The organism is Polymorphobacter sp. (genome assembly GCF_048007885.1).
Classification (GTDB): Bacteria; Pseudomonadota; Alphaproteobacteria; order Sphingomonadales; family Sphingomonadaceae; genus Sandarakinorhabdus.
This window is the reverse complement of the sequence record NZ_CP180346.1, coordinates 690,987-715,451: the sequence shown is the minus strand read 5'-3', so window position 1 is coordinate 715,451 and position 24,465 is coordinate 690,987. Positions and strand designations below refer to the sequence as shown.

General features: G+C 58.1%; 10 protein-coding genes and 1 pseudogene. 7 read left to right on the top strand and 4 right to left on the bottom strand.

Going from position 1 to position 24,465, the window contains the following annotated elements; translation table 11 throughout:
* Positions 1-7: 7 nt before the first annotated feature.
* The 7 genes from ACMVO5_RS03365 to ACMVO5_RS03335 all read left to right on the top strand — a co-directional run bounded on the left by ACMVO5_RS03365 (position 8) and on the right by ACMVO5_RS03335 (position 20,649).
* A complete protein-coding gene (locus ACMVO5_RS03365) occupies positions 8-196 on the top strand; it encodes a hypothetical protein (protein ID WP_416908664.1) in 189 nt (62 codons plus the stop codon).
* 375 nt (positions 197-571) lie between these two features.
* Positions 572-4,840 carry a beta strand repeat-containing protein gene (locus ACMVO5_RS03360; protein WP_416908663.1) on the top strand — a complete coding sequence of 1,423 codons (4,269 nt, stop codon included), beginning with the start codon at positions 572-574 and terminating at the stop codon, positions 4,838-4,840.
* A gap of 74 nt (positions 4,841-4,914) precedes the next feature.
* The gene (locus ACMVO5_RS03355) at positions 4,915-7,662 is read left to right on the top strand and encodes a beta strand repeat-containing protein (protein ID WP_416908662.1); all 2,748 of its coding nucleotides are present in this window, start codon (positions 4,915-4,917) and stop codon (positions 7,660-7,662) included.
* Positions 7,622-14,488 (top strand): hypothetical protein, encoded by a 6,867-nt coding sequence (locus ACMVO5_RS03350; protein WP_416908661.1) that lies wholly within the window; start codon positions 7,622-7,624, stop codon positions 14,486-14,488. Before ACMVO5_RS03355 ends, ACMVO5_RS03350 begins: the two co-directional genes overlap by 41 nt.
* Complete coding sequence (locus tag ACMVO5_RS03345) at positions 14,415-17,408, top strand: beta strand repeat-containing protein (RefSeq protein ID WP_416908660.1); 2,994 nt, start codon at positions 14,415-14,417, stop codon at positions 17,406-17,408. The genes ACMVO5_RS03350 and ACMVO5_RS03345 overlap by 74 nt, the downstream gene beginning before the upstream one ends.
* A gap of 244 nt (positions 17,409-17,652) precedes the next feature.
* Positions 17,653-19,449, top strand: a complete 1,797-nt coding sequence (locus ACMVO5_RS03340) for a beta strand repeat-containing protein (RefSeq protein ID WP_416908659.1) — start codon at positions 17,653-17,655, stop codon at positions 19,447-19,449.
* A 159-nt stretch (positions 19,450-19,608) separates the two neighbouring features.
* Positions 19,609-20,649: a TIGR03032 family protein gene (locus tag ACMVO5_RS03335; protein WP_416908658.1), complete on the top strand. Its 1,041-nt coding sequence runs from the start codon at positions 19,609-19,611 to the stop codon at positions 20,647-20,649.
* A gap of 250 nt (positions 20,650-20,899) precedes the next feature.
* Here the strand turns inward: ACMVO5_RS03335 and ACMVO5_RS03330 are convergent, their stop codons facing one another.
* The 4 genes and pseudogenes from ACMVO5_RS03330 to ACMVO5_RS03315 form a co-directional block, all read right to left on the bottom strand.
* Positions 20,900-23,134 (bottom strand): tetratricopeptide repeat protein, encoded by a 2,235-nt coding sequence (locus ACMVO5_RS03330; protein WP_416908657.1) that lies wholly within the window; start codon positions 23,132-23,134, stop codon positions 20,900-20,902.
* A gap of 363 nt (positions 23,135-23,497) precedes the next feature.
* Positions 23,498-23,695 (bottom strand): hypothetical protein, encoded by a 198-nt coding sequence (locus ACMVO5_RS03325; RefSeq protein ID WP_416908656.1) that lies wholly within the window; start codon positions 23,693-23,695, stop codon positions 23,498-23,500.
* Entirely contained in the window at positions 23,682-23,828 is a 147-nt protein-coding gene (locus tag ACMVO5_RS03320; RefSeq protein ID WP_416908655.1) for a hypothetical protein, read from the bottom strand. The genes ACMVO5_RS03325 and ACMVO5_RS03320 overlap by 14 nt, the downstream gene beginning before the upstream one ends.
* Positions 23,829-23,903: 75 nt before the next feature.
* Positions 23,904-24,458: pseudogene (locus ACMVO5_RS03315) on the bottom strand (inositol monophosphatase family protein); the annotation flags it as partial.
* Positions 24,459-24,465: the final 7 nt, after the last annotated feature.

Genomic DNA, 24,465 nt, shown 5'->3' with positions numbered 1-24,465 from the left:
AGAGACGATGGCTAAGATCATTAGACTGACCGCAAAAAACGGAATGGTTCGGGAATTGCCGCTGGGCACAAGGATCAGGCTTGATGCGCAATTTTCTGGCGCGAAGATTGAAGTCGTCGATGTCGGATCGCGTGCTGTTGTGGCTGGAGCCAAAACGCGTGTTGAAGGTAAGGATGTAGTTCTTTCTTTCGTGTAGGATGGCCAAGAGATCGAAACCCGGCTCGAAGGGGCTGCGGAGATTGAGGCCGCAGAGAATACGGTCTCAGAAGGTCTATCGGCACCGATCCCGGAGAATGAGGAGAAAGCCGCCAGTGAGAAGGCGCCGACTTCTGATGTAACGGCCTCAAATCCTAGCGGAGAGGCGCCCTCCGGTGGACTGTCTGCAGGGACCATCGCTCTCGGTGTTCTGGGCCTTGGTGCTCTGGGTGGCGTTGCAGCTGCCGCTGGCGGTGGATCTGGCGAGGCCGGTAATGGTGGCGGTTCTGGCGGCCGCGACACGACAGCGCCTGCGGCTCCGACTGGCCTTGATCTGGCTTCGGCGGATGACACGGGTTCGAGTAACAGTGACAATGTGACGAGCCAGACTTCCGGGCTTACGATTACGGGCACGGCTGAAGCCAATGCGCGGGTTGAGCTGTTCAACGGGACGACTTCGCTGGGGACAGTCACGGCGGATAGTTCGGGGAATTTCAGTCTCGATGTGGTGCTTGCGGCGGGCATCAATGCGATCACGGCGAAGGCGACGGATGCGGCCGGCAATGTCGGGGGGGCGTCCTCCCAGCTATCGATCACGGTGGATACGGCCGCTCCTGCGGCTCCTACTGGTCTTGATCTGGCTTCGGCGGATGACACGGGTTCGAGCAACAGTGACAATGTGACGAGCCAGACTTCCGGGCTTACGATTACGGGCACGGCTGAAGCCAATGCGCGGGTTGAGCTGTTCAACGGGACGACTTCGCTGGGGACAGTCACGGCGGATAGTTCGGGGAATTTCAGTCTCGATGTCACGCTCGACGCCGGGGATCGCTCTGTTACTGCTATAGCAACTGACGCTGCAGGTAATGTTGGAGACGCCTCTGCGGCGCTGGTAGTAACCGTAGATGTAACGCCGCCTGCTGCGATACTGTTGGAAGTGAACCGCACGGCCCAGACACTGACAATCCGTTTCGACGAGGGCATCGATCTTGCAGGACCTCTGCCGGCCAGTGCCTTTTTGGTGACAATGGGCAGCGGTGTCGCGAATTCCGTTACCAATGTGGCAGTCAATGAAAGCAACGTTGTGTTGACGCTTGCCGACGCACTTGTGAGCGGCAACACTGTCCTTACCTACACCGACCCGTCGAGTGGCAATGATGCAGTGGCAATTCAGGATGCCGCTGGCAACGATACGGCCTCATTCACACTGTCGCTGGGTGTAGTTGCTGACGGCTTTGTCCGCGGGGCGCGTATATTTGTTGAGAATATTGTTGATGGGCAGGTCGTTCGCGCTGATACAGGTGTCGTAACAGACGCGCAGGGCAATTTCTTCCTGCCCCCCGATTTTTCTGGTCGCACAATTGTGGCGGTGGGGGGTCTAAACATTGACACCGGCATTGCCAACACGGTCGATTATCGAGCACCCGCGGGATCAACCGTTATCAATCCGCTTACGACACTTATTCAAGCTGTTGTAGACGCGAGCCCGACGCCGATTACATCGGCTGCCGCGTCGCAATCCGTTGCAACTGCACTTGGCATTGTTTTGCCTGACGGCAAGCTTCTAAGTAATTACGATCCCATTTCATTTGGCAATGCCGACGTGCAGCGTGTTGCAGCACAGGTCGCCGCAATCGTGACCGTTGCTGATGGTGGTCTGGCAGGCGATGAAGGAAAGGTGTTTGCAAACGTTGCGGCACAACTCGTGACAGCTGCAGGGGCAAATAGTACGGTTGATCTAACGTCCTCACAGTTTCTTACAGACGCTCTTGCCGGAACTAACGCAGTGGACGACGCTGGCGCTGTTAGCGAGATCCAGTCGAGCGTTACTGCAATTCAGAATGCTGTGAGTATTGCAGAGATTTCCCAAGCGCAGAGTGCAACACTAGATAAGGTTGCGGCTGCCAAGCCGGGCCAGATCGACCTGCGCTCAGCAGACGACACCGGTGCGTCGAACAGCGATAACATCACTTCCAAACAGAATTTTTCCGTCACTATTACCTTTGACAGCACATCGACGGACGGCACAGCTGTAGTTGTCGGAGATACAGTTGAGGTCGTGGTCGATGGGCAGGTCATTGGATCGCGTGTCGTAACGGACGCAGACCTTGCAGAAGGACTGGTCACAGTCGCTTTCGAAAACGTTCAGGATGGGGCCTATTCCGCCTCTGCGCGTATCGTGGACAGGGCAGGGAATATCAGTGAAATATCTGCCACGCTGGATATTACCGTAGATAGTACGAAGCCCGCAACGCCGACACTTTCATTCGCCAATCTCATTGACACTGGAAGCAACGAAAATGCGCCGGTAACAACTGATAAGTCTTTCGATATCGAACTGAGCGGCGCAGAAATTGGTGCTATTGTCGTTTATGAATTGTCTACCGACGGCGGTGAAAATTGGACGGAGACATCTGTTAATCAGTCCAACCTCGCTGACGGCTCCTATCAATTCCGTGCGAATGTGACTGATGTAGCTGGAAACAGCGTTTTCTCTAATATTGTTAGCATGACAGTTGATACCGCCAATCCGTCTGTACCAACAGTAATCGCTGAATCTTCAACAAGCACCACACCCGTAGTGTCTGGGGCAGCTGTAATAGGTGAGGGTGAGACACTCTCCGTTTCGATCAACGGTGCAATTTATGAGAATGTCGCCGTTATCAATGGCGCTTGGTCAGTCGACACAGCCGCCGCGACGCCAAAGACTGGTACTACGCTAGGAGAGCTCGTCAGCGGGACATACGAAGTTGTCGCAACTATTGTTGATCGCGCAGGAAATGCGAGCACTGATTCTAGCACGCAGGAACTCACGATAACGCCGACATTCTCTATTTCCGAGAGCGACGGCGTAGTGTCGTTTGCTGGTACTGCTACAGGTATTGTTTCTATTACGTACAATACGGATGGCGAGGCGGTATTCTCGCGATCAGGCGTTTCCGCAGCCGCGACGGTTGCAAACCTCGGTACCAAATCAATCGCAGGTGCTATTGAACTTAGCATAGATATCACCGGCATCGCCACCGCCGGTGACGATATCATCACCATATCAGCCGCTGAGGCCACCGTGATCCGCTTTATCGGAGACGCGGGCTCAGGGCTTGATCAACTGATTGTTAAGGTGGCCGACAAGAATCCTGGTATTCAGGATGATCGGGTGCTGTTGTTAAATACCAGTGGTGTCTCGAATGCGGAAAACATTCGGTTTGTATTCGACGCTACAGCCGCAAATCTGGCGGACGCCTTAAATGCCGATAACGACACGCTGACGCTTGCTGTCGGAAGTGTGATTTCCAGTGGTTTTACGACGATTGAGGTTCGCACGGGTGTTGTAGACTTTTCAGCAGCCTTTTTGCCGGAGAACGTTCGCTTCGACTTCCGTTCGGGTGGTATTTCTACGTTGGGTCAGTTTCAGTCTGCTAAATCTTTCACCAGTCTGACAGACAGTGGGTCTGTAGTGATTGCACTGACAGAGGCAGAGTTAAACGATCTGGAGGCGTTCCTGTCGTCGCCGGGTGCGCTCAAGCTTATAGGCTTTACCGTTGGCCTCAAGGTCGACGGCGGCTCAATCATCGATCTGTCGACGACAGCCGATCAAGCCTATGCGGGCATTCGCGCTGCACTTGATGCGATATCATTTCCCGGCATCGTTGGCTTGACGAGCGCTGTGAATGACCTTCAGGATCAGATTGACGCGAACGATATCGACATTGCAGCACTTGTGTTGCGTGCGACCGATCTTGAGGCGGCGATTACGCTGCTTGAAGGCGACGCTACGGTTACCGGCTCGGTGCTGTCTGACATCAAGGCAGCGCTTGGCACTTTGCCGACCTACGACACGTTGACGAACACGTTTGGCACGGATGGATCTGGTGTTTACCAGGCGGTTGCGGATGCGATTGACCAGAACATCGCGGCGCTGAAGCTGGCGATTGAGGGCAATGGCCTGAGCGCTGGCAGCTTTGACACGATTGTCGAGATCCAGGCGGCACTGGTGCTGCTTGAAGGCGCAGATTCGGTTACCGGCTCGGTGCTGTCTGACATCAAGGCAGCGCTTGGCACTTTGCCGACCTACGACACGTTGACGAACACGTTTGGCACGGATGGGTCTGGTGTTTACCAGGCGGTTGCGGATGCGATTGACCAGAACATCGCCGCGCTGAAGCTGGCGATTGAGGGCAATGGCCTGAGCGCTGGCAGCTTTGACACGATTGTCGAGATCCAGGCGGCACTGGTGCTGCTTGAAGGCGCAGATTCGGTTACCGGCTCGGTGCTGTCTGACATCAAGGCAGCGCTTGGCACTTTGCCGACCTACGACACGTCGACGAACACGTTTGGCACGGATGGGTCTGGTGTTTACCAGGCGGTTGCGGATGCGATTGACCAGAACATCGCCGCGCTGAAGCTGGCGATTGAGGGCAATGGCCTGAGCGCTGGCAGCTTTGACACGATTGTCGAGATCCAGGCGGCACTGGTGCTGCTTGAAGGCGCAGATTCGGTTACCGGCTCGGTGCTGTCTGACATCAAGGCAGCGCTTGGCACTTTGCCGGCGTACGACGCGTCGACCAACACGTTTGGCACGGATGGGTCTGCGGCGTTTACCAGGCGGTTGCCGATGCGATTGACACCTCGATTGCGAAGCTGAACGCGGACATTGCTGGCGGCGACATCAGCAGCGAGACCTACAAGACGATCCTGGCGCTGAGCGATGCGTTGGAAGTGCTGAACGGCTCTGGCGCGGGTTCTGCGGATGACATTTCGACAGCGCTTGGCACTTTGCCGACGTACGACGCGTCGACCAACACGTTTGGCACGGATGGGTCTGGCGTTTACCAGGCGGTTGCCGATGCGATTGACACCTCGATTGCGAAGCTGAACGCGGACATTGCTGGCGGCGACATCAGCAGCGAGACCTACAAGACGATCCTGGCGCTGAGCGATGCGTTGGAAGTGCTGAACGGCTCTGGCGCGGGTTCTGTTGCGGATGACATTTCGACAGCGCTTGGCACTTTGCCGGCGTACGACGCGTCGACCAACACGTTTGGCACGGATGGGTCTGGCGTTTACCAGGCGGTTGCCGATGCGATTGACACCTCGATTGCGAAGCTGAACGCGGACATTGCTGGCGGCGACATCAGCAGCGAGACCTACAAGACGATCCTGGCGCTGAGCGATGCGTTGGAAGTGCTGAACGGCTCTGGCGCGGGTTCTGTTGCGGATGACATTTCGACAGCGCTTGGCACTTTGCCGGCGTACGACGCGTCGACCAACACGTTTGGCACGGATGGGTCTGGCGTTTACCAGGCGGTTGCCGATGCGATTGACACCTCGATTGCGAAGCTGAACGCGGACATTGCTGGCGGCGACATCAGCAGCGAGACCTACAAGACGATCCTGGCGCTGAGCGATGCGTTGGAAGTGCTGAACGGCTCTGGCGCGGGTTCTGTTGCGGATGACATTTCGACAGCGCTTGGCACTTTGCCGGCGTACGACGCGTCGACCAACACGTTTGGCACGGATGGGTCTGGCGTTTACCAGGCGGTTGCCGATGCGATTGACACCTCGATTGCGAAGCTGAACGCGGACATTGCTGGCGGCGACATCAGCAGCGAGACCTACAAGACGATCCTGGCGCTGAGCGATGCGTTGGAAGTGCTGAACGGCTCTGGCGCGGGTTCTGTTGCGGATGACATTTCGACAGCGCTTGGCACTTTGCCGGCGTACGACGCGTCGACCAACACGTTTGGCACGGATGGGTCTGGCGTTTACCAGGCGGTTGCCGATGCGATTGACACCTCGATTGCGAAGCTGAACGCGGACATTGCTGGCGGCGACATCAGCAGCGAGACCTACAAGACGATCCTGGCGCTGAGCGATGCGTTGGAAGTGCTGAACGGCTCTGGCGCGGGTTCTGTTGCGGATGACATTTCGACAGCGCTTGGCACTTTGCCGGCGTACGACGCGTCGACCAACACGTTTGGCACGGATGGGTCTGGCGTTTACCAGGCGGTTGCCGATGCGATTGACACCTCGATTGCGAAGCTGAACGCGGACATTGCTGGCGGCGACATCAGCAGCGAGACCTACAAGACGATCCTGGCGCTGAGCGATGCGTTGGAAGTGCTGAACGGCTCTGGCGCGGGTTCTGTTGCGGATGACATTTCGACAGCGCTTGGCACTTTGCCGGCGTACGACGCGTCGACCAACACGTTTGGCACGGATGGGTCTGGCGTTTACCAGGCGGTTGCCGATGCGATTGACACCTCGATTGCGAAGCTGAACGCGGACATTGCTGGCGGCGACATCAGCAGCGAGACCTACAAGACGATCCTGGCGCTGAGCGATGCGTTGGAAGTGCTGAACGGCTCTGGCGCGGGTTCTGTTGCGGATGACATTTCGACAGCGCTTGGCACTTTGCCGGCGTACGACGCGTCGACCAACACGTTTGGCACGGATGGGTCTGGCGTTTACCAGGCGGTTGCCGATGCGATTGACACCTCGATTGCGAAGCTGAACGCGGACATTGCTGGCGGCGACATCAGCAGCGAGACCTACAAGACGATCCTGGCGCTGAGCGATGCGTTGGAAGTGCTGAACGGCTCTGGCGCGGGTTCTGTTGCGGATGACATTTCGACAGCGCTTGGCACTTTGCCGGCGTACGACGCGTCGACCAACACGTTTGGCACGGATGGGTCTGGCGTTTACCAGGCGGTTGCCGATGCGATTGACACCTCGATTGCGAAGCTGAACGCGGACATTGCTGGCGGCGACATCAGCAGCGAGACCTACAAGACGATCCTGGCGCTGAGCGATGCGTTGGAAGTGCTGAACGGCTCTGGCGCGGGTTCTGTTGCGGATGACATTTCGACAGCGCTTGGCACTTTGCCGGCGTACGACGCGTCGACCAACACGTTTGGCACGGATGGGTCTGGCGTTTACCAGGCGGTTGCCGATGCGATTGACACCTCGATTGCGAAGCTGAACGCGGACATTGCTGGCGGCGACATCAGCAGCGAGACCTACAAGACGATCCTGGCGCTGAGCGATGCGTTGGAAGTGCTGAACGGCTCTGGCGCGGGTTCTGTTGCGGATGACATTTCGACAGCGCTTGGCACGGTGGTGACGTTCTTCACGGCTGAAGTTAGACAAATTGAATTGGCACCGACCATTTCCATTGTAGGCTCTGACTTGATTGACAGTGTTCTCGACACTTCGGAAGGCGCAATTACGGTTCGTGTTAGCCTTCCGTCGGCAGCGAGATTGGGCGATGTTGTCGAGCTGTATTTGGGTGGATTGGCCTTCGGTACGCCTAAGACCGATACTCTTGATGCATCCGATCTCACCAACTCATTTGTAGACTTTGTAGTTACACAATCCGACCTTGGTTCAGCGGGCGCAAAGGCCTTGACCGCAAACATTACTTCGAGTGATGTGGCGTCAAATTCGAGTGCTGGAACTCTTTTTTGAACTCTCCCCAATAGACGTCGCGGCCCCCACGGGCTTAATTCTAAACACAATCGCCAGTGACGACCGTATCAATAAGGTCGAGCATGATGGCGTAACCTTGCTTACAGGTGAGGCAGAAGCCAACGCGAAGATTACGATTACGTTTACTGATAGCTCGGGGAACGTTGACTCAACTCGCTCCGTGCGCGCTGATGAGTTTGGCAACTGGTCGCTTGCCTATGCGTCGCAAAATCTGCCTGACGACGATACATATACTGTTAGCGTAACTGCTACAGATGCTGCCGGGAATGCTAGTGCGCCAGTCGCCCGTATTGGCGTGATAATTGACAGCGTGATCCCAACTGGCTTGGCTATTGACGGTTTGCTGCGAGATGACATCGTGGATGCTGTGGATAACCGAACCGGCTTTACAATAACTGGTACGGGTGAAGCGGGCGCTACGGTTACAATTTCGTTCAGTGGTAGCGGTCACACATTACAGACAGACAGTGATGCAGACGGGGACGCAAACAGCAATACCGTAACTGTATCCCAAAACGGCACTTGGTCGTTCACTGTTGCCCCTAAGGAGGCTGGTAATAATTTCGACGAAGGCGAAGAAGTTATTACTGTAGTTCAGACTGATAGCGCAGGAAATAGCAGTTCGGCAGTCACTAAATTGATCAATGTTGTCGCTACTCTTATCGCCAATGGCGACCAGAGTGCAGTGGACATGTCGGCCGTCACGATACTAATCCTTAACGGCGATCTAACAGCCCTGCCTGATGCAACGGCCAAACTGCCAAAGGCGATCAATGCGAATGGGTTTGATATTACTGCTGCGGATACTGGTGTTGACCTAAGCGGCGTAAATATCTTCAATGTCGATTCTTTGAATATCAACGCCGGTGTCGTGCTGACGATGTCGCCTGCTCAGGCGACGCTGTTCAACAACGGGGGTGGTATTACGCTTGTTGACGCGACCTCCTCGGTCGCAGCTGTAACTTCTGGCGGCGATCTGTCGGCTCAGAACCTGGCGAACGTTACGCTCACGCTCAACGCTTCGACTACATTGCCTGACACCACGGCTGAGTTGCCCAAGTCGGTTGATGCGGTCTCAACGCATAAGATAATCTTGTCAGAGAGCGTTGATATCTCGAATGTGCCAATCAATAACGCTCCTGCGTTGGAGATTGCTGCCAACAAGAACATCACGATGCAAGCAGCCCAGCACAATGCATTCACGTCCATAATCGCGAATGGTGCCGGACAGACGATAACGTTGTCTAATGCTGGGACACTGACGGGTGCTGGTTCTGTGGAGACCTACGTGCTTGCCGATGGTGGTGGTTCGACGTTCACGCTTGGCGCTGCTGGTCAGAACGTGACGAGCGGCAACGGCGCTGACACGATTGATTTTGCTGGTCTGACGGCGACGGGTGAAGTGAACACCGTTGCGGCTGACACGCTTGTTCTGGATGACGGCGCCGACATCAAGGGTGTTAACGCTGAGGGTAACGGAGCTGGCACTGCGTTCACCGCGAATGCCATGACGCTGACGACTGAGCGGACTGGTGGTGCCGGTGGCAACACTGACGGTTCCCGTGTGACGATGACGGTTGCGCAGCATAACAGCGTGACGATCGCGGCGGCTGGGACTGGTGACCAGATCACGCTTTCTACTGCTGGTACGCTGACGGGTTCTGCTGCGGTTGAGAGCTATGTTCTTGCCGCTGGCACGCAGACGTTCACGCTGGGTCTGTCTGGCCAGAATGTCACCGCTGACGCCACAGGTGTGACCGGCGCAATCACGATCGATACCGGCGCGTTGACGTCGGTGACGGGGACATTTGATACCAGCACTGGCGATGACAGCATCGCGCTGTCGCTGACCACGGATACCGTCGATATCAGCCAGGCGGATACGACAGACGTTACTGCGATTGCGCTGGCGAACAATGTCGGTGCGACGATGACGCGTGATCAAAACAGTTTGATCAATGCAGCATCGGGCACGAATACGGTGACGCTTGCCGATGCGGGTGCGGCTACCGGTAATGCTGCGGTTGAGAGCTATGTTCTTGCCGCTGGCACGCAGACGTTCACGCTGGGTCTGACTGGTCAGAATGTCACCGCTGACGCTGCAGGTGCGACAGGCGCAATCACGATCGATACCGGCGCGTTGACGTCGGTGACGGGGGCGTTTGATACCAGCACTGGCACCGACAGCATCGCGCTGTCGCTGACCACGGATACCGTCGATATCAGCCAGGCGGATACGACAGACGTTACTGCGATTGCGCTGGCGAACAATGTCGGTGCGACGATGACGCGTGATCAAAACAGTTTGATCAATGCAGCATCGGGCACGAATACGGTGACGCTTGCCGATGCGGGTGCGGCTACCGGTAATGCTGCGGTTGAGAGCTATGTTCTTGCCGCTGGCACGCAGACGTTCACGCTGGGTCTGACTGGTCAGAATGTCACCGCTGACGCTGCAGGTGCGACAGGCGCAATCACGATCGATACCGGCGCGTTGACGTCGGTGACGGGGACATTTGATACTAGCACTGGCGATGACAGCATCGCGCTGTCGCTGACCACGGATACCGTCGATATCAGCCAGGCGGATACGACAGACGTTACTGCGATTGCGCTGGCGAACAATGTCGGTGCGACGATGACGCGTGATCAAAACAGTTTGATCAATGCAGCATCGGGCACGAATACGGTGACGCTTGCCGATGCGGGTGCGGCTACCGGTAATGCTGCGGTTGAGAGCTATGTTCTTGCCGCTGGCACGCAGACGTTCACGCTGGGTCTGACTGGTCAGAATGTCACCGCTGACGCTGCAGGTGCGACAGGCGCAATCACGATCGATACCGGCGCGTTGACGTCGGTGACGGGGACATTTGATACTAGCACTGGCGATGACAGCATCGCGCTGTCGCTGACCACGGATACCGTCGATATCAGCCAGGCGGATACGACAGACGTTACTGCGATTGCGCTGGCGAACAATGTCGGTGCGACGATGACGCGTGATCAAAACAGTTTGATCAATGCAGCATCGGGCACGAATACGGTGACGCTTGCCGATGCGGGTGCGGCTACCGGTAATGCTGCGGTTGAGAGCTATGTTCTTGCCGCTGGCACGCAGACGTTCACGCTGGGTCTGACTGGTCAGAATGTCACCGCTGACGCCACAGGTGCGACAGGCGCAATCACGATCGATACCGGCGCGTTGACGTCGGTGACGGGGACATTTGATACTAGCACTGGCGATGACAGCATCGCGCTGTCGCTGACCACGGATACCGTCGATATCAGCCAGGCGGATACGACAGACGTTACTGCGATTGCGCTGGCGAACAATGTCGGTGCGACGATGACGCGTGATCAAAACAGTTTGATCAATGCAGCATCGGGCACGAATACGGTGACGCTTGCCGATGCGGGTGCGGCTACCGGTAATGCTGCGGTTGAGAGCTATGTTCTTGCAGCGGCGGGTGGCACGACCTTCACGCTTGGCGATGCGGCTCAGAATGTGACGACGGGCGGCAATGGCGACACGATTGATGTTGGTGGCTTCACGGCGACGGGCATCTTCAACACGGTTGCGGCTGACACGGTGTCCCTTGCCAACGGTGCTGACCTTTCTGGTGCAGATGGCGAAGGCAACGGTGCTGGAGCTGCACTGGACGCGACCAATCTGACGCTTGCGACTGGTTCGTCTGTGACGATGAGTGCGAGCCAGCACGCCGGGTTCAGTGGAACTGTTACCGCGGCTGGTACGACTGGCGGGGGTGATGGCGAAACGATCACACTTTCGGGCGGCGGAAACGTTACGGCACTTGCCGCAGTTGAAACCTATATCCTCGGTGATGAAGGCCGCACGATCACGCTGGCAGACGCCGGCCAGAACGTGACCGGCGGTATCGGTGCGGACACGATCAACACCGCCTCGCTTGCGACCCTGACGGGCATTATCAACGGCGGCACCGGTGCCAACAAGCTGGTGACCGGCGCCAACCTGGACATCTCGGGAGCTTCCTCGTTCTCGAACATTCAGAGCATTGAGATCGGCGGAGACTTCACACTGGATGTGACGCGTGCGCAGCTGGACGCGATCGCAATTACCCAAACGACAGGTACTTCGGCCACTGTTCGTATTGCCTCCGACGGGGCAAATGCGGATCAATTCGACTTGGCAGGAAGTGCGACCCTCGACATTACTGCCTCCGATGTGGCGATTGCCTTCCTTGATGGTAATGCCCCATCAGCCGTGACGACTTTGGTCCTTGGTGCAGGCTCCTCGCTGAACCTTACTGCGGCGCAAGCCGCGACGGCTGGAGGCGAGCTGACAATTAACGACGGAGAGGGTGCCGCAGTTGTTACCGTGGAAGAACTGGAAGGTTTGACCTCTGCAGATCTGACCCGGATCACTGTCGACACGCTGAGGGCCGAGGTAGCGGTATCAAGCACAACGACACTGACAGGTGACCTCAATAATGCGGCACTGGCGATCACATCGGTGGCTTCGACGCCGGCCCTTGACCTCACGGCCGCGGGTTCCGTTGACAGCATCGATTTCAACGATCTGACCCTTGAGGTTGTGCTGACTACGACGCAGTACACCGAAAACAACGGTCTATTCGTTGCAGATGTAGCGAACACACAAACGGTCCAATTGGTGAACGGAACTGGATCCCTCGCTACGGTTACGCAGTTGTCTGGGATCGAGACCTACAAGCTGAATGCAAGCACAAATGCGGACCACATAACGTTCAATACGCTTGAGGCGGACGACTCTGTAAACCTCACGCGCTTGGGCGATGCTGGTGCGACTGTGACGATTGCGGTTGATGGTGCTGCAACTTTCGACGGCATCTGGAGCGGCTTCGTCGCTGGCGACACGCTGGCGATTGCAGGGACTGGCGCGATCGTAGTGAATGTAGAAAGCGTCACCAACGACGGCTCGGCCGTCAGCCTCGGTGGCATCGACACGATCACAGTTGATACCGATGATACTCTGCAGGCCGCCGCAGCGCAGCTGAACGGTGCAGGCGTTACGGGAGCCGGTACGACAGTCGTCAGGTCCTTGGAGACTTCTGGCGCGGACCTTTCCTCGGTTAACAGCACGGCTGTCTCGCTAGACGTTACGGCAGGCGACGCGTCCGTTGCTGCTGGCTTCCAGCTTGGAGCAGGGCGGGCTTATAGCGTAATCGGCGGCAACACGTTCAACCTGACGGCTGCCACAAGCCTTGGTCTGGACGCGGCCTCATCGTTTGTTGTTGCGGCAAGCACTGGATTGATCGCTGATGCTGCCGATCTGGATCAGGTCGCCACATCCAGTGGTGGCTCAACCACTGTTCGGAGTCTCATCGGATCAACTGCCGACCTGTCCGAGCTGATCACCACCACGGTGACGCTGGACATCGAAAGTGCAAATGCTGCGGTCGGTGTTGGATTTGATCTGGCGGGCCGTACCTATAATGTCATTGGCACTGGTGAGCTTGATCTGACAAATGCAACGCTCAGCACCAGCGCTAGCTACGTCTTGGGTTCTGGCACGAACCTACGGATCAACGCTGCAGACGTGACCACTGTCGGCATCACTGACACTGGTTTTGACAGCTCCGTTGTTGTTGAGGCGCTCGAAGGGCAGGCGGATGCCGATCTGACAAACATCACGGCCTCGTCGCTAACGGCCTCGGTCGTTGTGGCAAATACCGTTACCCTGACGGGTGACCTGAACGATGCCAACCTGGTTATTGCCAGTGTCAGCGGAGCGCCCGTACTCGATGTCACCAGTGCAGGCGATATCGGAAGTCTCGATTTCGGCAACAACGCGGCTAAGGCCATCATCAGCGCCACGCAATATGCTGCGCTGTCATCGATTTCGAATTTGGCTGGTAGCCAGACGATCGAGATCGTCGATGCAACGAACAATGCAGGCACAGATGCCTTGGTTACTCAGGTTGCAGGTATTGAGGCGTACGAGATCAATCCGGCCGGTGCCGATGATGACATCACGTTTAACCTTGTCGCGGCAGGGGCTTCGGCCAATCTCACGCGAACGGGCAGCACCGCTGCGACGGTAACCTTGTCTGCAGGCGAAACAGCAAACTTCAGCGGCACCTGGACATCCTTCGCCGCAGGTGACGTTCTCAACATTGTGACCTCTGCGACTGTGAACGTCGAAGGGGTAAGCGCGGGCGCAAACCTCGGCGGTCTTCAAAATGTTGATGTAGGGTCTGGCTCAAGCTTCATCGCAAAAGCTGCTCAGGTCAGTGGCGCTGCAATTACAGGCGCTGGCACTGTCAATGTGACGGCGCTTGACGACACTGATGATGCGAACTTGGGTAACATCACGACGGCGACGGTGACGGCGGCAGTTGGTCTTTCTGACGAGACTGTTACGTTCACTGGTAACCTTGGTAAGGCTGCTGTGACGATCACAGGGACCAGCGCAGGTGTTGACGACATCTTCAACGTCGATGGTGCCACCATGGGCACAGCGACGTTCTCAGTTGGCGCGAATGCGATCCTGCAGGGTAGTGCTGCGCAGCTGTCCGGTGTGACGGCGGCTGGCTCTGGCACCACGGCGGTCACGGCGCTGCATTTGACCCCGGCTGCTGACCTGAGTGGTATAGGCACGACCACAAGGACTGCCGCGTTTGATGGTGATGGAACCTTTACGGGTATCCTCAATGGCGCGGTTGTTACTGTTGGTGATGGTTTCACGATGACGGCGGCAGCGAACGTTGTTGATGGTGAGCGAATTGACAGAGTTCAGCACGGGTGCGCTTGCGGTACGCGTAGGAACCGCAGATGCAGCGGTTGATCTGACCACGATTGGAGGCACGGCGCTGTCCAGCGTGACAGTGTTCGAAAACACGACGTTCACGGGAACACTGGATGACACTGTAAGCACAAGTGTTGCTGCCGGCGTCACACTCACAATCGCCGCCTCGAAGGTTTCCGGGAAGGTTGTTACGGGCGCTGGCGCAATCATCGTCCAAGGCGTGGATGCGAATACGGATCTCACGAATGTGAACCCGGGTGGTGGTGTTATTGCGACACTTGAGACGGGCATCAACATCTCGGGCAACGCCAACCTTGGCAATGCTGACAACTTCAGCATCGAGAATGATGCTGACGTGACGATAACAATTGCCCAGCACGCTAAGATCTCTGCTGCGGCAGGGGATAACACGGTGACGCTGTCGGCCAACGGCACGATCACGGGTAATGCCTTGGTCGAAAATTACATCCTGGCAGCGGGCAACAATAACTTCACCATGGCAAACGTGGGCCAACAAGTTACTGGCAACACGGGCTCTGATAATATTACTGGCGGCCTAGGAAACGATGTCATCTTCGCCGGCGCTGGGAGTGATAATTTAAGCGGCGGCCTTGGGAATGACAGAATAAGTGGCGGGCAAGGGGGCGACATTCTGACTGGTGGCGACGGTGATGATATCTTCGTCTTCGCCTCAGGAGATACGTCAACATCATTCGCTAACGATGTAATTACTGACTTCATCTCCGGCGAAGACAAGTTTGATTTCGGCCAAGTCCTAGATAATTTTGTCATCGCAGATGGCGTGGCTATGGCTCTGTCTGATTTCTTGGCGAACGCTAGTGCATTTTTTGCAGTGGGTCAGGCGAACGCCTACATTGCCTACAATGTGGGTGACATCGGGAATGGCTTGATTGCAGTAGACCACAATCAAGACGGAGTGTTTGGGGCTGGCGATAGCCTTGTTCAGCTGATTGGTGTCAACTCAGCAGCCACGATCAATGCGAATGATTTCGATGTAACGCCGCCTTCGGCGCCTACCAGCCTTGATCTTGCGGCGGCTGATGACACGGGGACGGACAACGACAATATAACCACGCAGAGGTCAGGTCTGACGATTACGGGTACGGCAGAGGCCAATGCGCAGGTTGAACTCTTTGATGGGTCAACCTCGCTCGGGACAACCACGGCCGATGGTTCTGGTGCCTTTAGTCTGGATGTGACGCTTGCTTTGGGCGCGCACTCCATCACAGCCACAGCCACTGACGGGGGACGCAATGTAAGTGCGGCTTCAGCGGCGCTGGTTATTACGGTGAACTTGGCTCCGATTGCGGCCATTGAACTGTCAGCGATCCAATTGGATGCAAACGTAGGCGGCTTTGTGATCAACGGGGCGGCGGCTGATGACAAATCGGGCTTCTCAGTCAGCTCGGCGGGCGATGTGAACGGCGACGGGTTTGACGATCTGATCGTCGGGGCTCATGATGCCGACCCGGCGGGTGTCGGGATCAGTGCAGGCGCGAGCTATGTGGTGTTTGGCAAGACTGGTGGGACGTCAATTAACCTCTCGGATGTTGCAAGCGGCACGGGCGGTTTTGTGATCAACGGGGCGTCGTCGGGAGACAGATCGGGCTTATCAGTCAGCTCGGCGGGCGATGTGAACGGCGATGGCCTTGACGATCTGATCGTGGGCGCACCTTATGACGATCCGAACGGCGCAGAAGCCGGCGCCAGCTTCGTGGTGTTTGGCAAGGCCGACGGGGCGCTAGTTGACCTGTCTGCGATCCAATTAAACGGAAACACAGGCGGCTTCGTGATCAACGGGGTGTCGGCTGGTGACTTCTCGGGCCGATCAGTCAGCTCGGCGGGCGATGTGAACGGCGATGGGCTTGACGATCTGATCGTGGGCGCAATCAACGCCGACCCGAACGGAAACAATAGCGGCGCCAGCTATGTGGTGTTTGGCAAGAGCGACGGGACAGCGGTTGACCTGTCTGCGATTGAGGCCGGGATAGGCGGCGGCTTCGTGATCAACGGGGTGTCGGCTTTTGACTTCTCGGGCCGATCAGTCAGCTCGGCGGGCGATGTGAACGGCGATGGGTTTGACGATCTGATCGTCGGGGCACCCAGGGTCGATCCGAATGGAATTGATAGTGGCGCAAGCTATGTGGTGTTCGGCAAGAGCGACGGGACGGCGGTTGAGCTGTCTGCGGTTGCGGGCGGTACGGGCGGCTTTGTGATCAACGGGGCGTTGGCTTTTGACTACTCGGGCTTCTCAGTCAGCTCGGCGGGCGATGTGAACGGCGATGGGGTTGACGATCTGATCGTCGGGGCAAAATATGCCGACCCGAATGCAATCGATAGTGGCGCAAGCTATGTGGTGTTTGGCAAGAGCGACGGGACGGCGGTTGAGCTGTCTGCGGTTGCGGGCGGCACAGGCGGCTTCGTGATCAACGGGGCATCGTTCCGAGACCTCTCGGGCTACTCAGTCAGCTCGGCGGGCGACATGGACGGCGATGGCCTTGACGACCTCATTGTGGGCGCGCGCGCCGCAGATCCGAATGGGAACTATAGCGGCGCGAGCTATGTGGTGTTTGGCAAGAGCGACGGGACAGCGGTTGACCTGTCTGCGATTGAGGCCGGGATAGGCGGCGGCTTTGTGATGAACGGGGTGTCGGCGTATGACAGCGCAGGCTTCTCAGTCAGCTCGGCGGGCGATGTGAACGGCGATGGGTTTGACGATGTCATCGTCGGGGCACGCTACGCCGACCCGAATGGAGGAAATAGCGGTGCGAGCTATGTGGTGTTTGGCCGTGATTTCACAGATGTAACGCCGCCTCCGGCGCCTGGCAGCCTTGATCTTGCGGCGGCTGATGACACGGGGACGGACAACGACAATATAACCACGCAGAGGTCAGGTCTGACGATTACGGGAATTCTCAGAGGGCAATGCGCAGGTTGAACTGTTTGACGGGTCAACCTCGCTAGGGACAACCACGGCCGATGCTTCGGGTGCCTTCAGTCTGGATGTGACGCTTGCTGTGGGCGCGCACTCCATCACAGCTAAAGCCACTGACGCAGCATTCAATGTGAGTGCGGCTTCAGCGGTGCTGGTTATCACGGTGAACTTGGCTCCGATTGCGGCCATTGAACTGTCTGCGATCCGATTGGATGCAAACGCTGGCGGCTTTGTGATCAACGGGGCGTTGGCTTTTGACTACTCGGGCTACTCAGTCAGCTCGGCGGGCGATGTGAACGGCGATGGCCTTGACGATCTGATCGTGGGTGCGAACGGCGCCGACCCGAACGGAAACAATAGCGGCGCCAGCTATGTGGTGTTTGGCAAGAGCGACGGGACAGCGGTTGACCTGTCTGCGATTGAGGCCGGGATAGGCGGCGGCTTCGTGATCAACGGGGTGTCGGCTTTTGACAACTCGGGCTTCTCAGTCAGCTCGGCGGGCGATGTGAACGGCGATGGGCTTGACGATCTGATCGTGGGCGCACCCAGCGCCGACCCGAACTATAACGGCGCGAGCTATGTGGTGTTTGGCAAGAGCGACGGGACGGCGGTTGAGCTGTCTGCGGTTGCGGGCGGTACGGGCGGCTTTGTGATCAACGGGGCGTTGGCTCTTGACTACTCGGGCCGATCAGTCAGTTCGGCGGGTGATGTGAACGGCGATGGGCTTGCCGATTTGATCGTGGGCGCACCCGGCGCCGACCCGAACGGAAACAACAGGAGCGGCGCCAGCTATGTGGTGTTTGGCAAGAGCGACGGGACGGTGGTTGAGCTGTCTGCGGTTGCGGGCGGCACGGGCGGCTTTGTGATCAGCGGGGTGTCGGCTGAGGACGTCTCGGGCCGATCAGTCAGCTCGGCGGGCGATGTGAACGGCGATGGGCTTGACGATCTGATCGTTGGGGCACCTTACGCCGACCCGAACGGAAACAATAGCGGCGCCAGCTATGTGGTGTTTGGCAAGAGCGACGGGACAGCGGTTGACCTGTCTGCGATTGAGGCCGGGATAGGCGGCGGCTTCGTGATCAACGGGGCGTCGGCTTTTGACAACTCGGGCCGATCAGTCAGCTCGGCGGGCGATGTGAACGGCGATGGGCTTGACGATCTGATCGTGGGCGCACCCAGCGCCGACCCGAACGAAAACAATAGCGGCGCCAGCTATGTGGTGTTTGGCAAGAGCGACGGGACAGCGGTTGACCTGTCTGCGATTGAGGCCGGGATAGGCGGCGGCTTCGTGATCAACGGGGTGTCGGCTGGTGACATCTCGGGCCGATCAGTCAGCTCGGCGGGCGATGTGAACGGCGATGGGTTTGACGATCTGATCGTTGGGGCACCTTACGCCGACCCGAATGGAAACGATAGCGGCGCCAGCTATGTGGTGTTTGGCAAGAGCGACGGGACAGCGGTTGACCTGTCTGCGATTGAGGCCGGGATAGGCGGCGGCTTCGTGATCAACGGGGTGTCGACTGATGACTACTCGGACCTATCAGTCAGCTCGGCGGGCGATGTTAACGGCGATGGGTTTGACGATTTGATCGTCGGGGTGCCCTACGACAGTCCGAATGGAGAAAATAGCGGTGCGAGCTTCGTGGCGTTTGGTGGTGATTTCACTGGATCTGTCACGCAGGTTGGCACCTCTGGCAATGATAGCCTTGCCGGAACTGCCGGCGATGACGTGATCTTTGGCGGGATTGGTGATGATGTGATCACCAGCAATGGCGGCAATGACCGGCTTGCCGGTGGCCCCGGCGCTGATACGTTCGTGATAAGCGATGGCCCTGGAACCGTCATGATATTGGACTTTGGTGAAGGTGATACCCTTGATTTCGGCGCCTTCAACCTCCCGGGCACGCCGATATTTGGTCAGAGTGGTAGCGGAGACACGCGAATTGCGCTCGATGCCGATACGTTCGTGATCATCGAAGGCTATAATCCTTCGGAACTCACGGCATACTTGGCCGGCATGAACGGTGCATCAATAGTGATCTGAGCTACCAAGCAGGTGCGGCCCGGTATGTTCCGGGCTGCACCCTTGGTTTGATCTTCCGTCTGATGGTGGCCTGTCTCTGCCACCATGCCGGGGCGCGCAGTTCGGCTGCGGGGCTATTATTTATTCTGTCGCAAGTGTTGCGATTGGAAAGGCGATTTGATGACTGATAAGCCCACCCCCGGGTTCGAATTCCATGGCTCGCGGTTGTTTGCAGCCTGGCTCAACAATGCCGGAGTAAGTCTGGCCTTTACCACCTATCAGGCGGGCAAGGTCTTCTTCATCGGGATGCAGCCCGATGGCCGTCTCTCGGTCTTTGAGCGCACTTTTGAGCGTCCCATGGGGCTTGGAACCGGTCCGGGCCGCTTCTGGATGAGTTCGGTCTACCAGCTCTGGCGTTTTGAAAACTTCCTCGATCCCGGCCAGATGCAAAATGGTTATGATGCGCTTTATGTCCCTGTATGCGGGCACACGACCGGCGATCTCGACATTCACGACATCCATGAGGATGCATCGGGCGATCCGATATTCGTCGCCACCCGTTTCAACTGCCTTGCAACTTTGTCGGATCGGGGCAGCTTTCGGGAAATTTGGCGCCCGTCATTTATCGACCGGCTCGCTGCAGAAGATCGCTGTCACCTGAATGGACTGGCCATGCAGGACGGCAAGCCCGCCTATGTGACCTGCCTGTCGCGCACCAATGTCTTCGAGGGTTGGCGCGAGAAACGACGGGACGGTGGCGTGGTCCTTGACGTGGCTAGTGGGGAGATCGTGGCAGAAGGCCTGTCAATGCCACATTCACCACGGCTCTACCGCGAGCAGCTTTGGATGCTGCAGGCGGGAACCGGCGAATTTGGCAAGATTGATGTGAACACTGGTTCGTTTGAGCCTCTGTGCTTCCTGCCTGGCTTTGCCCGCGGGCTTGCTTTCACGGGCGATTACGCTGTGATTGGCCTCTCTCGCCCACGCAATAGCCGAACGTTCGAAGGCCTGCCCCTCAACGAGCGGCTGGATGCCGAAGGTATCGGGGCGCAATGCGCGATCTGCATCGTCAATCTGATTAGCGGGGATGTCGAGCACCGGCTCGAAATTGGTGGCATTGTCGAGGAAATCTACGATGTCACGCTCCTGCCGGGCGTTTCTCGCCCCATGGCGCTTGGATTCCGCGGTGAGGAAATCCGCTTTGCGATCAAGCCCGATTAACACCGCCTCCTGCTTGAACTCATCTGAATGCTTCATCATCTCGTCGGTCTCTTGCCCTAAGCTCTAAACGCTCAGGTGACCGGCGCAAAACCGTTACAAGTCCACACTTAGCAATCGCGCGGGGCTGTTCAGATAAACCGAGCCACCTCTGCCGCCATCGCGAGGCACGACAACAAAGGATCGTTTGGATCAGTCTTCAGCTCAGATTGGGGCGTTGCCTGAGCTAGGGAGCGGTCTGTTTCGGGGGTGGTCATGCGTGCTCCGGGCCGCGAGGTTGTTCACAAAAATCGGTCCACATGCTGCGCAAAGCGCGCTCCACGTCGCGGGTGTATTGGTCAATGTTCCAGCCAGGAGCCGCCTGCAAGCGCGAGCGCAAACCCGCTTTGAGTTGCAGCAGCGCCTGCCGATCGGCCGCCATGCGTTCGGCGATCGCCACATACTCTTCATCGCTGACCGCCACCCACTCGGGCAAGCCGGCGGCGCGCATGAAGCTTGCGCCCATGCGCGAGACAAAGTTTTGGCCTTCTTTCACCACCACTGGCACACCCATCCACATGGCCTGCAGCGTGGTTGTGCCGCCGTTGTAGGGCATGGGATCGAGCGCAATGTCTACATCGGCGTATTCGGCCATCATGTCGGTCAGGGCCACCGGGCCACGGAACTCGATGCGGTTCGCATCCACGCCCTCGCGCTCAAAGCGCTCGCGGAAAATGCGCACCGCCGACCCATCGCGAAAGCTCGGCGCCTTGAGCAGCAAGCGCGAGCCCGGCACCCGCGCCAATACCTTGGCCCACAGCGCGATCGTACGCGGTGTCAGCTTGGGCACATTGTTGAAAGAACCAAATGTCAGCGGGCGCTCGGCCTGAGCCGCGCCGTAACTTGGGTAGGGATAGTCCACCTCGGGAGCGAAGCAAAACACCGTGTGCGGCAAGCGGTGTACGCGTTCGGTGCACAGCACATCGTGTTCGGGCGGCACCACCACCGGATCGGCCAACAACCAGTCGATGTTCGGCACCCCAGTAGAGCCCGGATAACCCAAAAATGACACCTGTACCGGGGCCACACGCTGAGACAGCATCACCAATCGGTTGTGCGCGGTGTGACCAGCCAAGTCGATCAGCACATCCACGCCATCGGCGCGCATGCGCTGCGTCAACTGAGCCTGGGTCCAGCTGGTGGCCTGCACCCAATGGTCCACTCTGCTGCGGGCCAACTGGGTCTGGTCGTCCTGGAACACGCCCACGTTGTAAATCGTCACCTCAAACTGCGACTTGTCCAAGCGCGCCAGCACCGGCTGCATGAAGATGTTGACCGGATGCTGGTGGTGAAAATCTGCGCTCAACAAACCCAATTTGATGCGCTTGCCCGGCTCACGGGCATGGGCGAAACTCTGCACCGAGCTTGCGCCCTGCCCCAATCCAGCAAACAAACCGCGGTGCAACTCGGCCACCTGCGCTGCCGTCAGGCTGTCACTGTAGAGCGAACTCATGGCCGCGCTCGAACGCATCCGCAACTCGGGGCCGCCTTCTTCGGCCAACTCGCGGTAAAGCGCCAATGCCTGATCGACGTCGCCCAAGCGCCCCGCCACCGAAGCGCGCATTGACTTGGCCCCCGGCTGCGGCGCCATCGCCTCGGCTTGCGCCAGCGTTTGCAAAGCATCGTCTATCTTCCAGGCTTCCACATACAAATGCGCCAGATTCCAAAGCGCCGACGCGCTTTGGGGGTGCAGATCGACATTGCGCTTCAAGACCGCCTGCGCCTCTTGCTGCAGGTTGTGGTGAAAAGACTGAACAGCCAAGCGCGTCAGCACCTCCTCGCTGGTGGCCATCGATGCCTGCTCAAACGCGCGGTGCGCAGCGTCGGGCAAGCCCAAACGCATCAGCACATCGCCCAAGTCAATCTGAAGCGCAGCGGTGACGTTCACATCGGCTTCGGGCTTTTCTACCCGCATCAAGCCCAGCGCCTGGCGCAGCGACTCCAGTGCCCGCGCCGCATCGCCCCGCTCGAGGCGGCTCTTGGCCATCAAAGCATGCACCCAGCTGACCGGCACAGCCTCACCCTTGGGCGCCTTTGTGGCCAGTGGCAAAGCACGGTGATAGGAAGCGGCGGCTTCGTCCCATTGCCCCTCAGCCTCGAGCGCTTCGGCCAAAGCCAACCAGCCTTCCCAATGATTGGGTGCCACCTGCGTCGCCATGCGGTAAAAATTCATCACGTTGGCCTGGCGACCCAGTTGGCGCGACAAATGCCCCGCCTCCAACCAGCCCCTGAAGTGCCGAGGGTGCTGACGCAGCAGCGCCGCAAAGCGCTCACGTGCAGCATTTACATCATTGCGTCGCACGGCGCACTGCGCCCACAGCAAGGCCGCTTCGGCCAAATCGGGTGCTTGCTGCACGGCCTGCGCCAGTGCTTTCTCGGCCGCAGCCAAGTCACCGATTTGCAAGGCTTGCTTGCCGACTTCGAGCGGGCTGTTTTTTGGATCCGTCATGTCTTTACCGACCTTGAACTGACGTATGTGTCAAATGTCAACCTTGACGGCGCGGGCTGTCTGAGGTGGCTAGGTTTGGCTACGCGGCGCGCCTACAAACCCCCATCTCTAATCCCATTTGGGGGAAAGCTAGGGGTCACGTCAGCGGGGCTTAGTCCAGCCTGATACCGGCAGCCCTGTCGATGATTGCGGATCAGTTCCCGCCGCACCTGATGCAACGGGCAATGTCGATCCTTGTGTGGACGGCCCTCCGTTGGCAAGGGTATTTCTGCACTGCACTGGCTGGTCGTGGCGCCCATGTGTCCGGCCTATTTGCGCGGCTTTGCATGGCCGCTGTCCCTGATGCCATTCGCGCGGTTCCGATCATGCTGCCTCGATGGCCTGTATCAGGCGAACAAGGATCGTCTCGGCGATAGCCTCCCGGCAGCGCAGTTGTCGGCCACCGCGCAGGACAATGGCGAAATCGGAACCGTGAGCACTGGCGGCACCTGGCGACGCAATGTCGGTTGATGGGGTCAACTCGACCAGCAGGAATGTCGGAGCATCGCTATCGGGCAACATCGGCCAGTGACTGGCCACCGGTGTTGGCCTCGGCAAGGATCGACAGCTTCACCGCATCCAGCCAGCGCCGACGGCGCTCCAACCCCAGAACCTCGATCACGCCCAAACCGACCTCCGCCGCATATGACGACAAAAACGACGTCAATAACGACGTGGCTTACAACAGCGCAGTCACCCCCGGCAGGCGATCACAATCGGGCGGTTCCTATTGACCGCCCGTATACAGGTAGATTTCGGCATCACCGCGCACGATCGCCATGGCCTTTGCGCCTGCGCTGCCCATCGGGATTAGTTCGGCGCTAATTTTTTCGGCGACGTCTAGCGCTTCCTTGGCTGGCCGAGTGCGGCTGACAACCATGCGCGGCGTTTTCGGGTAAGGTGCTAGCGGTAATGGCCGATCGGTGCGCAATACCAGATCAAGACCGAGCAGGGCGACTGCGCCAATTTCAGGACTGCCGTCGATGGCTAGCGCCACATGCACCGCCCAGTCCATGCGTTCTTCGCCATATTCTCGGGTGCTGTCGACTGGATCGATGATCCAGACGCGCGACTTTGAGAGGCGCTCGAGATTGTCCTTTTCCTCTTCGGACAATAATCCGTCATCGGGGCGTTGCGTGCGGAGAGCATGGCAAAGGAACTCGTTGGCGGTCTCATCCCCAGCCTTGCCGAGTGCTTGTCCCGAAAGCACGCCAGACGCGCGCACATCGAGTAGCAGCTTGCCTGCAACCTGCGCGAGATGCGCGGCGAGCTCTGCATCGTTCATTGCGGCG